Here is a 16,357-nt window from a genome sequence, read left to right as displayed (position 1 = left end):
ATGAAGCGCCCGATGCGGCGCTTCGTTTTCTCAGGAGGCGTCTTTGCCTGCTTCATGGTTCTCTACCGCTAACGCGGTGACCAGCGCGAACGCGCAGGCCAGCAGCGTGCCGAGTATCCAGGCGAAATACCACATTCTCTTTCTCCTCAAGTCGTTAGTAAACGGAATGCTTATTGGCTTCGATGTAACGGGCATCGATCCGACCAAACATTTTGTAATAGCACCAGCTGGTATAAAGCAGGATGGTGGGGACAAAAATACAGGCCAGAATGGTCATCACCTGAAGCGTAAGCTGGCTGGACGTGGCATCCCAGATAGTCAGGCTGACGTTAGGGGCAAAGCTGGAAGGCATAATAAACGGGAACAGCGTAATCCCTGCCGTCAGAATCACGCAGACAATCGTCAATGACGAGGTCAGAAAACCCCAGCCGCAGCGGTTCAGGCGTGAGAAGAGACAGGTTAACCACGGCAGAGCCACGCCCAGTGCAGGGATCGCCCACAGCACTGGATGCGCCGTAAAGTTGGCTAACCAGGCCCGGGCCTGTTGTGCCACTTCTTTGTGCAGTGGATTCGACGGGGCCGTTTTATCTATGGCTGAGGTAATCACGTAGCCGTCGATGCCGGTCAGCACCCAGAAGCCAGCCAGTAAGAAGGCAATGCTCATTAACGTGCTGGCGATCAGGACAGTTTTTTGCGCGCGATGCTGAAGCACGTCTGTGGTGCGCATTTGCAGGTAAATCGCGCCGTGTGCGACGATCATGGCGACGCTCACAATGCCTGCCAGCAGCCCAAACGGGTTCAACAGGTCAAAGAATCCGCCGTGGTAGGTGAGGCGCAAATACATATCGACGCTCAGCGGCACGCCCTGCAACAGGTTCCCGAAGGCGATGCCGAATACCAGTGTAGGGACGAAGCTACCGATGAAAATGCCCCAGTCCCACATATTGCGCCAGCGCTGGTTTTCCAGCTTGGAGCGATAATCAAAGCCCACCGGGCGGAAAAACAGAGCGGCGAGCACCAAAATCATGGCGAAGTAGAAACCGGAAAAAGCGGCGGCATAAACCATCGGCCAGGCGGCGAACAGCGCGCCCGCGCCGGTGATCAGCCAGACCTGATTGCCGTCCCAGTGCGGGGCGATCACGTTAATCATCACCCGCCGTTCGGTATCGTTTTTACCCAGCAGGCGCAGCAGAATGCCTACGCCCATGTCAAAGCCGTCGGTGATGGCGAAGCCGATGAACAACAGGCCAATCAATCCCCACCAAATCAGGCGTAATGTTTCATAATCCAGCATTTTATGGCTCCCGTTACGGTTTTGCAGGTGTTGTGAGTGATTGCGTTGTCGGTTGCTCAAAGTGGTAGCGGCCGGTTTTCAGGCTGCTTGGTCCCAGTCGGGCAAACTTGAACATCAGATACATTTCCGCAATCAGAAACAGCGTATACAGCCCGCAAATCAGCCCCATCGACAGCAGGATGTCGTGTGCTTCCAGAGAAGAATTGGCGATGGCGGTAGGCAGGACCTCTCCGACCGCCCACGGCTGGCGGCCGTACTCGGCGACGAACCAGCCGGATTCAATCGCGATCCAGGGCAGGGGAATGCCGTACAGCGCCACGCGGTGCAGCCATTTACGCTGTCCCATACGGCCGCGTATGACGCTCCAGAACGACAGGGCAAAAATGCCGAGCATCAGCACGCCGCAGCCCACCATCAGACGAAAAGCGACATACAGCGGTGCGACGCGAGGGATTGAGTCTTTGGTTGCCTGCTGAATCTGGTTTTCACTGGCATTGGCGACGTCGTCGGTATAGCGCTTAAGCAGCAGACCGTAGCCCAGATCGTGCTTGGCAGCCTCAAAGCGCGTGCGAACGGCGGGATCGGTGTTGCCTGAACGCAGTTCCTCCAGCAGACCATAGGCCGTCATGCCGTTGCGAATGCGGATCTCATGTTGCGCCATCAGGTCTTTAATGCCGACGACGGGTTTATCGAGTGAACGCGTGGCGATGAGCCCCAGCAGGTAGGGAACGTGGATCGCATAATCGTTCTGCATCGTTTCCTGATTGGGGATGGCGAACAGCGTGAAAGAAGCGGGGGCGGGCTGCGTTTCCCATTCGGCTTCGATTGCTGCCAGTTTGGTTTTCTGCACATCGCCCATTACATAGCCGGATTCATCACCCAGTACGATCACGGACAGCACCGAAGCCAGACCGAAACTGGCGGCAATCGCGAACGAGCGTTTGGCAAAGGCGATATCGCGGCCTTTCAACAGATAGTAAGAGCTGATCCCGAGGACGAACATCGCACCGGCGGTATAGCCTGCTGCCACGGTGTGCACGAATTTCACCTGCGCAACCGGGTTCAGTACCAGTTCGGCGAAGCTCAGCATTTCCATGCGCATAGTTTCATAGTTGAATTCAGCGGCAATCGGGTTTTGCATCCAGCCGTTAGCGACCAGAATCCACAGGGCGGAAAAATTAGAGCCCAGCGCGACGAACCAGGTCACCAGCATGTGCTGGACTTTGGTCAGGCGATCCCAGCCGAAAAAGAACAGGCCGATAAGTGTGGATTCGAGGAAGAACGCCATGAGTCCTTCCATCGCCAGCGGCGCACCAAAAATATCGCCCACATAGTGAGAATAGTAAGACCAGTTGGTGCCGAACTGGAACTCCAGCGTCAGACCGGTTGCCACGCCCAGCGCAAAGTTGATGGCGAACAGCTTGCCCCAGAATTTGGTCATATCCTTGTAGATTTGCTTGCCGGTTAACACATAGGTGGTGTTCATAATGGCCAGCAGGAAAGACAACCCCAGCGTTAGCGGGACAAAAAGAAAGTGATACATGGCGGTCAGGGCAAATTGCAGCCGCGACAGCTCAACGACATCAAACATGTTAGGCTCCTAGCGTCAGGCAGGAAAATGCTGTTATTCCGATGCTTGCCGGAATAAATAGTGATAAATAAAATGCGAATAATTACCGTCGGCGGTATTTGCATCCGTCAGAAATTAACTTCACTGATTGAAGTGAGATAAGAATGAGCAGTGAATAAAACGTGCGGGGATTATAGCGTGCAAAAATGGAAGGATAAATAGTACAGTTTTGTGGGTGATGTGAGAAACGGAATCTACGTCAATTTTGAAATTTATATCTAATTTAAACTTATTTGTTATTTTTTTATTTTTTTTAAATTCATTTAAAAGAATTTAATTCTGATTTGGTGGTGTGGTATTTATCGCATGAATACCATTGTTGGTACAGATGGAATAAGGATAAATATAACAGTTACTTTTTGTATTAATTTTGTTTTTCTCTGTGAATACGCGGCAGATAAAAAAGAGCAACAGATGGCTTCTCTTGCCGCTCGTTATTGCTGTTTGACGGGCAGATCGCATGCGTATTTATTTCACCGTCGAGATACATCGAATATTAAAAAGAGGTCGGCATGCATTGCTGCTTTTTTCCTGTTGATGCGTGAGGTAACTGGCGTGCTAATTGCATATTTCCGAGCATGGTTTTTTCAGGAGAGAGTGCAATGGTGGCGGAGCCTTCAACGACAATTCGATTTTTACTTGCCTCGCGCCAGTGTGAGCTGAACAGCCTGCGCTACCTGCTGCAAAGTGGTGAACTGGTGGGGAAAATCAGCCAGCTCGTGCATCTATTGCAGCGCGAACGGGGAACGGCCAACCTGTTTCTTTGCTCCGACGGCCGATTTTTCGCCGATGAACTGGTGCTACGTGAGAAAGACGTGCAGACGGCACAGGCGCACTTGATGACGCATCTGGCCGGATTAGAAAAAATGACGGCGGAATTGCCGCAGGCAAGCCGTCTATTCAGCCGCGTCGCCAGCGTGGTCTATGCGCTGAGCCTGCTGCCTGCGCTGCGCCAGCAGATTCGCCAGCGCTTGCTGCCTCAGCCGCAAGCGATGACATTTTTCAACGACATTGTCCGTAATCTGCTGGCACTGGTTTTTGAGGTGTCGGATACGGCAGCCGATCCGGGGATTTCTCGCGCGTTGATTGCCATGTTCAGCTTTATGCAGGGGAAAGAACTGGCGGGGCAGGAGCGTGCTATCGGCGCGGCGGCCTATGCGGCGGGCAGCATTGATGAGGAAACCCGGCAAAAGCTGCTGGACTTGATTGAGCGGCAGGAGCGCTGTTTCGATACCTTTCTCAGTTTTAGCGATGAAGAAAACCAGCAGCGCTGGCGTGCTATCGCGGTAGACAGCGAGTTTGAGCGCCTGCGCCGGATCGTGTGCACCCGCAGCCCGATAGAAAAGCTGTCGGAAGCCGACAGCCTGCACTGGTTTTCGATTGCCACGCGGCGTATCGACGAAATGAAACAGATGGAAGATGAACTGGAGCAGACGCTGATGCAGCGCTGTCGTACCCGTATTGCGGCAGCGGAGAAGGCGTGCAGCGATCAGCGGGCGGACCTCGAAGAGCTGATGGCGCAGCAGGAGAAGGACGAGCCCGGTTATTCGATATTTATCGCTGGTCACGACGTGGAAGGGCAGAGCACTCCTCCCGGCTGGCTACATAGCGATGGCGTCAGCCCACAGTTGGGGCGATCGCTGCTGTCGCTGGTGCAGCAACAGTCGAGGCGCTTACAGGCGCAGGATCATGAATTGGCTGCGCTGCGAGCCACGTTGAATGAAAGAAAACAGATCGATCGCGCAAAGGGCTTACTGATGCAGCACCGTGGATTAAGCGAAGAAGAGGCCTACAAAACCCTACGGCGCATGGCGATGAGCCAGAATAAAAAGCTGATTGATATCGCAACGGCGATGCTCGCGGTAGCAGATGTATTCGGAGATACCCCTTAAGAGGTATATGCACATGAACTGTGCGTGTTCTGCTTGCTTGCGGTGCAAGACGCCGTCTTGTGAAGAGGAAATCGTGGCGTCAATAGCGGAGTAACTGACGGTGTGAAGTAGTTTCGTGCGTAGTTGGTTCTCGCTGTCGTTGTGTTGTGATGAGCGTAAATAACGCTGAAGGAAAAACAGGCTTAGGATGAGCGGCAGGGAAGCCGCGAAAGTCGTTGCCGCGCCGGGAGCGCGTCAACGACGGTCCGCTAAGAGACTGTTTTTTCTGAAGGTATCGCGTAGCGACGTTATTTCTCGCGAAAAAGCCACGGGTCACGGGGCGGCGGCGACTGAGCGCCCCGTGTCGGGCGCGTGCTACGGCGTAGCATAGAAATGGCAATATTCTCGCGCACGAAATAATCATCATAATTTACATGTGGTTACCGAAATTTAAGTTCACTTCTCTATTAAACAATCCCGCTCGGTAATACGCAAAATTGTGACATCTGGCACAAACCTTGCTTTAACTCATTAGCAACAACCAAACATTCATAATGCGTTTCGGGCCAACGGCGGTGCGGAAGGTGTTAATCGGACAACGGCGTCCATAAGCGTGCAGATTCTGCATGGGCTTGTGGACGCCGTTTTTGTTTTTACCGCCTGAAAAGGTGTTTTGCGCAAGGGTGTCGTTGATGAGTGATTCCAAAACCAAAAGCATGACCGTCTCTCGCCGCCAGTTTCTGCTGGGGAGTGCTGCACTGGGTGGCAGCCTGATGCTGCCAGGGTTGATGAATAGCGCCTGGGCCGCGGGTTCTGATGCACCGGAGAAAAAGGAAATCCGGGTCGGGTTTATCCCGTTGACGGACTGCGCCTCAGTCGTGATGGCCGCAGTGAAAGGCTTCGATAAGAAATACGGCATCACGATTGTTCCCAGCAAAGAAGCAAGCTGGGCGGCGGTACGCGACAAGCTGGTGTCGGGCGAGCTGGATGCCGCCCACATTCTGTATGGGCAGCTGTACGGTCTGCAAATGGGGCTGTCCGGCGCACAGAGCAACATGGCGGCACTGATGACGCTCAACCAGAACGGGCAAGGGATCACGCTGGCAAACCAACTGCGTGAAGCCAATGTCACGGATCTCGCGGGGCTGCAAAAATATATCGCCGCCAGCCCGGCGGGCACGTACACCTTCGCACAAACCTTCCCGACCGGTACGCACGCCATGTGGCTCTACTACTGGCTGGCTTCCGCCGGGATTCATCCACTGAACGACGTGCGCACCGTGGTGGTGCCGCCGCCGCAAATGGTGATGAACATGAAGATTGGCAACATGGTGGGCTACTGCGTCGGCGAGCCGTGGAACCAGCGTGCCATTAGCGAAAAAATCGGCTTTACCGCCGCCACTTCGCAAGACATTTGGCCGGATCATCCAGAGAAAGTGCTGGGTACCCGCGCTGACTGGGTGAACGCCAACCCGAATAGCGCCCGCGCGTTGACCGCCGCGATTCTCGATGCCTCGCGCTGGATTGACGCTTCGGACGACAACCGCCGTGAGACGGCCAGTGTCGTTGCCGGACGCGCGTACATCAATGCCAAAGAAGAAACCATCGTCGGACGCATGCTGGGCCAGTACGAAAACGGACTGGGGAAAAGCTGGAAAGACGAACACGCGATGCGTTTCTACCACGACGGTTCCGTGAACTACCCGTATCTGTCCGACGGTATGTGGTTCCTTACCCAGCACAAGCGCTGGGGCTTGCTCACCGAAGAGCCGGACTATCTGGCCGTCGCGAAGCAGGTTAACCGCATTGATATCTACAAGCAGGCGGCCGAGGCCGTGGGGAATGTGCCGTTGCCCGGTAGCGACATGCGCAGCAGCGTGCTTATCGATGGCCGCCGCTGGGATGGTAGCGATCCGGCGGGTTATGCCAACAGTTTTAGCGTGAAGAAATAAGTGAGGTTGATGATGAAAAACCAGGCCCGAATCATTCCGATTGCTGCGGATACCGCCCCGGAAACCGTGCACAGCGCTGAAATTATGCCGCTGCCAACCAAACCAGCGACGCCTGAAAAAGCACCGGCAACGCCTGCTTTCGCCTACCGACCGCTGCTGCGTAAGCTGTTTCAGCAGCTTTTCCCTGCGGTACTGGGGCTGGGTCTGCTGGTGGCGGTCTGGCAGATTGCCGCGCTCAACAGCGAAAACTTCCCGACGCCGTGGACGACCTGGCTTGCGGCACTCAGCCTCTTCGCCGATCCGTTTTATATCGCCGGGCCAAACGATCAGGGCATTGGCTGGAACGTATTGGCCTCGCTGCAACGCGTTGGCATTGGCTTCGGACTGGCGGCGCTGGTTGGTATTCCTGCGGGTTTCCTGATTGGTCGTTTTACCTTTCTGGCTAGCATGCTCAACCCGATCATTTCGCTGCTGCGTCCGGTCAGTCCACTGGCATGGTTGCCTATCGGCCTGCTGCTGTTCCAGCGCGCGGAACCGGCATCCAGTTGGACCATTTTCATCTGCTCCATTTGGCCGATGATCCTCAATACCGCCGAAGGCGTACGCCGCATCCCACAGGATTACCTGAACGTGGCGCGGGTGCTGAAGCTCTCCGAATTCACCATTATGCGCAAAATCCTGCTGCCTGCGGTGTTGCCTAACGTATTGACCGGCGTGCGTCTGTCGATTGGCGTCGCCTGGCTGGTGATTGTCGCCGCGGAGATGCTGACCGGCGGCGTCGGTATCGGTTTCTGGATTTGGAATGAGTGGAACAACCTGAATGTGGAAAACATCATCATCGCCATCGTGGTGATTGGTGTTATCGGTCTGCTGCTTGAGCAGGGACTGGTGTGGATTGCTAACCGTTTCAGCTATGACAACCGCTAAGGAGCCGACCATGCGTACAACACCGATTATTCAAGTGCAGCAGGTGAGCCAGCGTTTCAATACCGCCAGCGGCGAGTTTCTGGCGCTGGATCAGGTGAGTTTTGACATTCATACCGGTGAGACGATCAGCCTGATCGGCCATTCCGGCTGCGGCAAGTCCACGCTATTGAACCTGATCGCCGGTCTGACATTGCCGAGCAGCGGCGGCCTGCTGTGTGATAACCGTGAAATTGATGGACCGGGGCCTGAGCGCGGCGTGGTCTTTCAGAACCACTCGCTGCTGCCGTGGCTGACGACCTATGAAAACGTTGCGCTGGCGGTACGCCAGGTATTTCGCGGGCAGATGAACAAGCGCGAGATGCACGAATGGATTACCCACAATCTGGAACTGGTGCATATGGGGCACGCGCTGAACAAGCGGCCTAACGAGATCTCCGGCGGCATGAAGCAGCGTGTGGGGATTGCCCGCGCGCTGGCCATGAAGCCGAAAGTGCTGCTGATGGATGAGCCGTTCGGCGCGCTGGATGCGCTGACCCGTGCGCATCTTCAGGATGCGGTAATGGAGATTCAGCAGCGGTTGCAAACCACGATTGTGCTGATTACTCACGACGTAGACGAGGCAGTACTGCTGTCGGATCGCGTGCTAATGATGACGAACGGTCCGGCGGCGACGGTCGGTGAAATCATGACGGTCGAGCTGGAACGTCCGCGTTCACGCGTCGCGCTGGCTGACGATCCGCGCTATCACCACTACCGCCAGCAGGTGCTGCATTTCTTATATGAAAAACAGCCTAAAGCAGCCTGACAGTGAGGCCGGAACGATGATGAAACCGCATCTGATTGTGATTGGTAACGGGATGGCGAGCGCACGATTCGTCGATGCGCTACGTCAGCTGGCTGCGACGCGCTACCGCATCACCGTGATTGGTGATGAACCGCGCGCCAGCTATAACCGCATCCTGCTGTCGCCAGTATTGAGCGGTGAAAAAGCGTTTACGGATACGCTGCTGACGCCAGCGGCTATCGATGGCGATGCGGCGCTGCCGGTGAGTTACCTGCTGGGTGAGCGGGTAACCCATATCGATCGCCAGCAGCGTGAGGTGACAACGACGCAACGGCAACTGCATTACGATCATCTGGTGCTGGCGACCGGATCCACGCCGTTTATGCCACCGATGCCCGGTATCGATCTGGCGGGCGTGTGCGGCTTCCGCACGCTGGATGATGTTGAACTGATGCTGACGATGATTCGCCAGTCCGTTCCTGCGGTGGTGATTGGCGGTGGCTTGCTTGGGATTGAAGCGGCAGCGGCGCTGAAACTGCGCGGTGCCGACGTCACGCTGCTGCATCGCGTCCCGATTCTGATGGAGCGTCAACTGGACGCAACGGCGAGCGGCCTGCTGTGCGACAGCCTGCGCGCCCGCGGTATTGCCTGTGAAACGGATGTGCAGGTGGTGGCGCTGCACGGTGATGAACACGGCGTAACGGCTGTCGCCTTGGCGGATGGCCGTACGATCCCCGCCGGACTGGTGGTGGTGACGGCGGGCGTGATTCCCGCCAGCCAGCTGGCACGCGGGTGCGGCTTGCCCTGTAACCGCGGCGTGCTGGTGGATGGACAGTTACAAACTGCCGACCCGTACATCAGTGCGATCGGCGAATGTTGTGAACTCAATAGCGAAACTTTCGGGCTGGTTGCCCCGTGTTTCGCCCATGCCACGCTGGTGGCACAGCGCCTGGCCGGACACGCGCCGAAAGATTATCAACGTGAACAGGCGGCGACGCGGCTGAAAGTCACGGGAATTGGTGTGGTCAGCGGCGGCGATATTAACGTGGCACCGGATGATGAGGTGTACACCCTGTTTGATCCGCAGACGCAGCACTACCGTCGTCTGCTCCTGCGCGACGGGCGGCTGAGCGGTGTCCTGCTGTATGGCGACACCGATGACAGCCAGCGTCTGCTGGCCGCAATGGAGAGCACTACTGAAGGCAAGATGCTTCCGCCTGCCTCGCTGCTTTTCGGCCTTTCTTCCCCCGATTTTGACCCACACCCACAGCCTGAAGCTGTAAGGATTCCTGTCATGAGCAAACCTATTTTGGTGGTCGTCGGCCACGGTATGGTCGGCCACTATTTTCTTGAACAGCTGGTCGAGCGCGACCTGCATCGGCACTACCACATCGTCGTCTTTGGTGAAGAACGTCATGAAGCCTATGACCGCGTTCACCTCTCCGAGTATTTTTCTGGTCGCAGCGCTGCTTCTTTATCGCTGGTAAAAGACGGCTTTTTTGCCGAGAGCGGTATTGAGCTGCGCAGTGCCAGTGAGATCGTGGCTATCGATCGTGAACGTCAGTGTGTGTGCGATGCACAGGGCCGTGAAACCGCCTACGACAAACTGGTGCTGGCGACGGGCTCTTATGCGTTTGTTCCACCGATTCCCGGCAACACGCGCCCCGGCTGTTTGGTGTATCGCACGCTGGACGATCTGGATGCGATTGCCGCACAGGCGAAAAAGGCGAAATCCGGTGTGGTGATTGGCGGTGGCCTGCTGGGGCTGGAAGCGGCAAATGCCCTGCGCCAACTGGGGCTGGATACCCATGTGGTGGAGTTTGCGCCGCGCCTGATGGCGGTACAGCTGGACGACGGCGGTGCCACCATGCTGCGGCGCAAGATTGAGGCGCTGGGCGTACAGATTCATCTCAGTAAAGAAACGCGCGAGATCACCGACGGCGAGCAGGCGTTGCATCGCCTCTGCTTTGCCGACGGCAGCGTATTGGAAACCGATTTGGTGCTGTTTTCCGCTGGGATTCGTCCGCGTGACAAACTGGCGGATAGCTGCGATTTAGAGAAAGGGCCTCGCGGCGGCATTGTGATTGACGATCGCTGCCAGACCTCCGATGACGCAATTTTCGCTATTGGCGAGTGTGCACTGTGGAAAGGGCAGATTTTCGGGCTGGTGGCGCCGGGCTACCAGATGGCACGCAGCGTGGCGGATACGCTGGCGCAGCGCGATACGCCATTTACCGGCGCGGACATGAGCACCAAGCTGAAGCTGCTGGGCGTTGATGTGGCCTCGATTGGCGATGCGCACGGGCGCACGGCGGGGAGCCAAAGCTACCAGTGGACGGACGGTCCGAACGAGGTCTACAAGAAAATTGTCGTCTCTGCCGACGGCAAGCGTTTACTGGGCGCGGTACTGATTGGCGACAGCAGCGATTACAGCACGCTACTGCAAATGATGCTCAACGATATGCCGCTGCCTGCACAGCCGGAAGGATTGATTTTGCCAGCACGTTCTGGCGATGCGCCGAAAGGGCTAGGCGTGGCGGCGTTACCCGCCAGTGCACAGATTTGCTCCTGCCATAACGTCAGCAAAAGCGATATCTCGGCGGCGGTGGCAGGCGGCTGCGGCGAGCTGGGCGCGCTGAAAACCTGTACCAAAGCGGGAACGGGCTGCGGCGGCTGTATACCACTGCTTAAGCAGGTGATGGAGTATGAACTGACGCAGTTGGGCGTCGAAGTGAAAAAGGACATTTGCGAGCACTTCGCCTATTCCCGTCAGGAGCTGTATCACCTGATCCGCGTGCACGAGATCCGCTCGTTCGACAGCCTTCTTGAGCGTTACGGCCACGGTTTAGGCTGCGAAGTGTGTAAGCCGCTGGTGGGATCGATGCTGGCATCCTGCTGGAATGACTATCTGCTACAACCGCAGCACCTGCCGTTGCAGGATACCAACGATCGTTTCTTTGCCAACATTCAAAAAGACGGTACGTATTCCGTCGTGCCGCGCGTTCCGGCGGGGGAGATCACGCCGGAAGGACTGATCGCCATTGGTCAGGTGGCGCAGCGTTATAATTTGTACACCAAGATCACCGGCGGTCAGCGCGTAGATTTATTTGGCGCGCGCTTAGAGCAGCTTCCCGCGATCTGGCGCGAGCTGATCGATGCTGGATTTGAAACCGGCCATGCCTACGGCAAATCGCTGCGTACCGTGAAATCTTGCGTGGGATCGACCTGGTGCCGCTATGGCGTGCAGGATTCCACCGGGCTGGCGATTCAACTGGAGCATCGTTACAAGGGGCTACGCTCACCGCATAAGATCAAAATGGCGGTGTCTGGTTGCACCCGCGAATGTGCAGAAGCACAAAGCAAAGATATCGGCGTGATTGCCACCGATAAAGGCTGGAATCTTTACGTGTGCGGCAACGGCGGCATGAAACCGCGCCATGCGGATCTCTTCGCCAGCGATCTGGATACGGAAACCCTGCTGCGCACTATCGATCGGGTCTTGATGTTTTATATCCGTACCGGCGATCGTCTCCAGCGTACCAGCACCTGGATGGATAATCTGGAAGGCGGTATCGACTATCTGCGTCAGGTGATTCTGGAAGATAGCCTGAATATCGGTGAAGAGCTGGATAAAGAGATGCAGCGCGTGGTGGATGCCTACCAGTGCGAATGGCAAACCACGCTGGAAAGCCCGGAACGTCTGGCGCTATTCCGTGGCTTCCTGAACAGCGATAGCCCAGATGAAGCGGTGGTGATGGTGCCGGAGCGTGGACAGATCCGTCCGGCGCAGGATCATGAAAAAGTGGCCTCGCCAGAACCCGTTGCTCTGAAACCCGCGGCGCACGAAGCTGAGTGGGTACAGGTGGCGACGCTGGGCGATATTCCACGTCATGCAGGTATGGCGGCGCGCCTCGGGCAGCAGCAGATCGCGCTGTTCCACCTGCCGGGCAGCGAGCAGCAGGTGTACGCGCTGGAAAACCATGAACCGGGCAGCGGGGCGAATGTGCTGTCGCGTGGGCTGATCGGCGATGTAGCGGGTGAACCGGTGGTGATTTCTCCGCTGTACAAGAAACGCTTCAAGCTGCGGGATGGTGTGAGCCCGGATGACAGTGCGCTATACGTGCGCGCCTGGCCGGTGCGTGTAGAAGACGACGAGATTTGGGTATGTCGTCAACCGCTGGCCGTACCTGAAAGCGTCAGTCTGGCAGACGCCGCCATGGCGAAAGCATCATGAACGCGCGCGTCTGTCGGACAACCTGCCCGTATTGTGGCGTCGGCTGTGGCGTGCTGGCAGAACGCGACGATCAAGGCACGGTAAAGATTAGCGGCGATCCGGCGCACCCGGCAAATTTGGGTCGGTTGTGTGTTAAAGGCTCCGCGCTGGGAGAAACGCTGGACTTGAACGGCCGCCTGCTGTGGCCGCTGGTGGAAGGACGTCGTGTGAGCTGGGAGCAGGCGCTGGATACGGTGGCCGAACGGCTGCTGGCAACCATGCAGCAACACGGCCCGCAGTCGGTGGCGTTTTATGGTTCAGGTCAGCTGTTGACGGAGGATTACTACGTTGCCAACAAGCTGATGAAGGGATTTATTGGCGTCGCCAATATGGATACCAATTCGCGGCTATGCATGGCGTCTGCGGTGATCGGCTACAAACGCGGACTGGGGGCGGATGCCGTTCCCTGTAGTTACGAAGATATCGAACAGGCGGATGTGGTGGTGCTGGTGGGATCCAATACCGCCTGGGCACATCCGGTGGTGTATCAGCGGCTGGTGCAGGCGAAACAGCAGCGGCCGCAGATGCAGGTGGTGGTGGTCGATCCTCGACGTACCGCAACCTGCGATATCGCCGATCTACATTTACCGCTGCAGCCCGGCAGCGATGCCGGACTGTTTAACGGTCTGCTGCAGTGGATTGCACAGCACTCGCGTGTTGATATTACCGACGTGGCCGAGCGTTTTTCCGGTGTGGAAGTGGCGTTACAGTCAGCACAGGCGTGGCCGGTGGCGCACGTGGCGGATTTCTGTCAGTTAGATGAAACCGATATCGCGCGTTTTTATCACCTGTTTAGCACAAGCGACAAGGTCGTCACACTCTACTCGCAGGGCGTTAATCAGTCGTCATCGGGCAGCGATAAGTGCAACGCGATCGTTAATGCTCATCTGCTGAGCGGCAAAATCGGCGTGTTGGGTTCCGGTCCGTTTTCGATAACCGGACAGCCAAATGCAATGGGCGGACGGGAAGTCGGCGGGCTGGCCAATCAGCTTGCCAGCCACATGGGCTTTACGCCGCAGGATATCGAGCGCGTGGGGCGCTTCTGGCAGAGCGATAACGTGGCGACACAGCCCGGTCTGAATGCGGTGGACCTGTTTCGCGCCGTTGAACGTGGCGAGATTAAAGCCGTGTGGGTGATGGGCACCAATCCGGTGGTGTCGATGCCGGATGCCGACCGGGTGAAACAGGCGCTGGAGCGCTGCCCGCTGGTGATCGTCTCTGAGGTGATGCGTCATACCGATACCGCAGAAACCGCTGATATCTTACTCCCCGCACTAGGCTGGGGGGAAAAAGACGGCACAGTGACTAATTCCGAACGTCGGTTGTCGCGTCAGCGTGCCTTTCTGCTTGCGCCGGGGGAAGCCAAAGCCGACTGGTGGATCCTGAGCCAAGTGGCGCAGCGTATGGGGTTTGCCGAAGCGTTTGCCTATCAGCATCCGGTGGAGATCTTTCGTGAACATGCGGCGCTGTCCGGGTTTGAGAATAACGGCAGCCGCGCGTTTGATATCAGCGGGCTGGCGACGCTTAGCAATCAGCAGTGGCAGCAGTTGGAACCGATACAGTGGCCGGTGAATGCGGCATTTCCACGCGGACGTGCCCGGCTGGGTGATGATGGTCAATTCTGGCATGCCGATGGTAAAGCGCGTCTGGTGGCGGTAACCCCGTCGCTGCCGCAAAGCCTGTGGAGTGAGGCATATCCGCTGGTACTGAACACCGGGCGGATTCGCGATCAGTGGCATACCATGACGCGTACCGGTAAAGCCGCCCGGCTGATGCGTCATATCAGTGAACCTTACTGTGAACTGCACCCGCAGGATGCACAAACGCATGACATTCAGGCGGGCGATTTGGTGCGCCTGTCGTCGGTGCACGGCTGGATGCTGGCACGGGCGCGGATTGACGCCGGACAGGCGCGCGGCAGCGTGTTTGTACCGATGCACTGGAATCAGCAGTTCAGCGCACAGGCGCGGGCCGACAGCTTAGTCGCGCCGATTACCGATCCCCATTCCGGCCAGCCGGAAAGTAAGCACAGCCGGGTTCGTATCCAACCTTGGCATACCGCCTGGCAGGCAACGCTATTTTTTGCCGATGAACCGGCTTCAGCGCCATTAACGTTACCCGCAGAGCATGATGTTCTGCCGCCGCCTGCAACGTATTGGAGCAAGATTCCGCATGAAGGCGTGACGCAGTACCTGTTTGCCGACCGTGTGCCGGTAGATGACTGGCAGGCATGGCTGACTGAGCAGTATGGTCTGGAGAACATGCAGTGTCAGATCGCGCAGGGCAACGGCATCTTTCACCTGATTGGCTGGCGCGATGGCCGCGTCGTGCTGGCCTGCTATGTCAGCGCACAGGCGCTGCGTATTGACAGCGATGCGGTGCGTCAGGCGTTTATCACTCCACCGCAGCTACCACACGAACGCCATGCGCTGCTGGCAGGTCAGGCACCGCAGGGGCAGGTGCAGCAAGGCGCAACGATTTGCAGTTGCTATAGCGTCGGCGAAGCGATCATTGTTGGCGCGATTCGTAAAGGGTGCCACAGCGTGGCTGCGCTGGGCGGCGTGCTGAAATGTGGCACTAACTGCGGTTCCTGTATCCCCGAACTGAAGGCGTTATTGAGTCAGCACGTACCGATAACGGTTAATGAATTGAAAAAAGCAGGTTGAGCGCCACGGCGTAATGAGGTGTGACATGATGACAACACAATCAATATTGGCGCAGGGCCAACGGCGTCAGCCCGTACTCGGCGGGGAAATCTGGCTGGTGGGCGCAGGGCCGGGTGATGTGGAACTGCTGACGCTGAAGGCGCTGCGGGCAATCCAGCAGGCGGATGTGGTGGTCTACGATCGGCTGGTGTCGGCGGAGATTATGGATCTGGTGTCGGAGCAGGCGCTGTGCATTGACGTCGGGAAAACGCGCGGCTGCCACCGGTTGTCACAGGAAAAAATCAATCAGCTGTTGGTCGAACTGGCGCAGGCCGGGCAGCGAGTGATCCGTCTGAAAGGCGGCGATCCGTTTATTTTTGGCCGTGGGGGTGAAGAGATGGATTATGCCCAACAGGCCGGGATCGTCTGCCACGTGGTACCGGGTATTACCGCCGCGACAGGCTGTGCGGCAGCCGTGGGGTTACCGCTGACCCACCGCGCCTGTGCGCAGTCAGTGCGTTTTGTGACCGGCCATTCGCGCGATGGCGAACCACAGCTAGACTGGCCGACGCTGGCGGACAGCCAGCAAACGCTGGTGTTCTATATGGGGCTGAGCCACAGCAGTCGATTATGCCAGCGCCTGATCGAGCACGGGCTGTCCGCGCAGACGCCCGTCGCGATTATCGAACGCGGCACCCAGCCGGATCAGCGGCTATTGACGGCGACGCTGGCGACCTTGCCGGCATTACTGGCACGCTATCAGCCACAGTCGCCCAGTCTGTTGGTGGTCGGTGACGTTGTCCGTTTCTGCCGTCACCCGGCATTGCACGTCGACGCTGCTCCTGCGCGGTTGACGATGGAAAAACACGAAGCCGCCTGACGTTAACGGCTCCCCGCCCACAGTCAGCGCCTCGAAATAAACCGATTTTTCTTCGAGGCGCTTTCCACTTTCTACGCTGTTTTCTGCTTTATTACCGTGTT

At 57.2% G+C, this 16,357-nt stretch carries 10 protein-coding genes; 7 read left to right on the top strand and 3 right to left on the bottom strand.

Going from position 1 to position 16,357, the window contains the following annotated elements:
- Positions 1–30: 30 nt before the first annotated feature.
- From cydX to cydA, 3 genes are read right to left on the bottom strand one after another with little or no spacing between them, the layout of a single operon-like run.
- Complete coding sequence (gene cydX, locus R9X49_RS10375) at positions 31–135, bottom strand: cytochrome bd-I oxidase subunit CydX (protein ID WP_010278781.1); 105 nt, start codon at positions 133–135, stop codon at positions 31–33.
- Between the two features lie 19 nt (positions 136–154).
- Positions 155–1,294, bottom strand: coding sequence for a cytochrome d ubiquinol oxidase subunit II (cydB, locus tag R9X49_RS10370; protein ID WP_319848279.1), 1,140 nt, complete (start codon positions 1,292–1,294; stop codon positions 155–157).
- A gap of 13 nt (positions 1,295–1,307) precedes the next feature.
- Complete coding sequence (gene cydA / locus R9X49_RS10365) at positions 1,308–2,885, bottom strand: cytochrome ubiquinol oxidase subunit I (protein WP_319848278.1); 1,578 nt, start codon at positions 2,883–2,885, stop codon at positions 1,308–1,310.
- 641 nt (positions 2,886–3,526) lie between these two features.
- Here cydA and R9X49_RS10360 point away from each other — a divergent pair.
- From R9X49_RS10360 to cobA, 7 genes are all read left to right on the top strand, one after another.
- Complete coding sequence (locus R9X49_RS10360; RefSeq protein WP_319848277.1) at positions 3,527–4,816, top strand: nitrate- and nitrite sensing domain-containing protein; 1,290 nt, start codon at positions 3,527–3,529, stop codon at positions 4,814–4,816.
- Positions 4,817–5,487: 671 nt separating this feature from the next.
- A complete protein-coding gene (locus R9X49_RS10355; protein WP_319848276.1) occupies positions 5,488–6,747 on the top strand; it encodes a CmpA/NrtA family ABC transporter substrate-binding protein in 1,260 nt (419 codons plus the stop codon).
- Positions 6,748–6,759: 12 nt separating this feature from the next.
- Positions 6,760–7,674 (top strand): nitrate ABC transporter permease, encoded by a 915-nt coding sequence (gene ntrB, locus R9X49_RS10350; protein WP_319848636.1) that lies wholly within the window; start codon positions 6,760–6,762, stop codon positions 7,672–7,674.
- 10 nt (positions 7,675–7,684) lie between these two features.
- On the top strand, positions 7,685–8,479 hold the full coding sequence (locus R9X49_RS10345) for an ABC transporter ATP-binding protein (RefSeq protein ID WP_319848275.1): 795 nt from the start codon (positions 7,685–7,687) through the stop codon (positions 8,477–8,479).
- A 19-nt stretch (positions 8,480–8,498) separates the two neighbouring features.
- Entirely contained in the window at positions 8,499–12,692 is a 4,194-nt protein-coding gene (gene nirB / locus R9X49_RS10340; RefSeq protein WP_319848635.1) for a nitrite reductase large subunit NirB, read from the top strand.
- Positions 12,689–15,397, top strand: a complete 2,709-nt coding sequence (locus tag R9X49_RS10335; protein ID WP_319848274.1) for a molybdopterin-dependent oxidoreductase — start codon at positions 12,689–12,691, stop codon at positions 15,395–15,397. The genes nirB and R9X49_RS10335 overlap by 4 nt, the downstream gene beginning before the upstream one ends.
- A gap of 25 nt (positions 15,398–15,422) precedes the next feature.
- A complete protein-coding gene (cobA, locus tag R9X49_RS10330; protein ID WP_319848273.1) occupies positions 15,423–16,256 on the top strand; it encodes a uroporphyrinogen-III C-methyltransferase in 834 nt (277 codons plus the stop codon).
- Positions 16,257–16,357: the final 101 nt, after the last annotated feature.

The organism is Pectobacterium carotovorum (assembly GCF_033898505.1).
In the GTDB taxonomy this organism is placed as follows: Bacteria; Pseudomonadota; Gammaproteobacteria; order Enterobacterales; family Enterobacteriaceae; genus Pectobacterium; species Pectobacterium carotovorum_J.
Note: the sequence above shows the minus strand (reverse complement) of the source record. Positions and strands in the feature narration are given on the sequence as shown.

Bases quoted from the DNA above. Each gene is read 5' to 3' on its own strand.
- R9X49_RS10345 (WP_319848275.1), top strand. From the start codon at position 7,685: ATGCGTACAACACCGATTATTCAAGTGCAGCAGGTGAGCCAGCGTTTC.
- R9X49_RS10355 (WP_319848276.1), top strand. From the start codon at position 5,488: ATGAGTGATTCCAAAACCAAAAGCATGACCGTCTCTCGCCGCCAGTTT.
- nirB (WP_319848635.1), top strand. From the start codon at position 8,499: ATGAAACCGCATCTGATTGTGATTGGTAACGGGATGGCGAGCGCACGA.
- R9X49_RS10335 (WP_319848274.1), top strand. From the start codon at position 12,689: ATGAACGCGCGCGTCTGTCGGACAACCTGCCCGTATTGTGGCGTCGGC.
- cobA (WP_319848273.1), top strand. From the start codon at position 15,423: ATGATGACAACACAATCAATATTGGCGCAGGGCCAACGGCGTCAGCCC.
- cydA (WP_319848278.1), bottom strand. From the start codon at position 2,885: ATGTTTGATGTCGTTGAGCTGTCGCGGCTGCAATTTGCCCTGACCGCC.
- R9X49_RS10360 (WP_319848277.1), top strand. From the start codon at position 3,527: ATGGTGGCGGAGCCTTCAACGACAATTCGATTTTTACTTGCCTCGCGC.
- cydX (WP_010278781.1), bottom strand. From the start codon at position 135: ATGTGGTATTTCGCCTGGATACTCGGCACGCTGCTGGCCTGCGCGTTC.
- cydB (WP_319848279.1), bottom strand. From the start codon at position 1,294: ATGCTGGATTATGAAACATTACGCCTGATTTGGTGGGGATTGATTGGC.
- ntrB (WP_319848636.1), top strand. From the start codon at position 6,760: ATGAAAAACCAGGCCCGAATCATTCCGATTGCTGCGGATACCGCCCCG.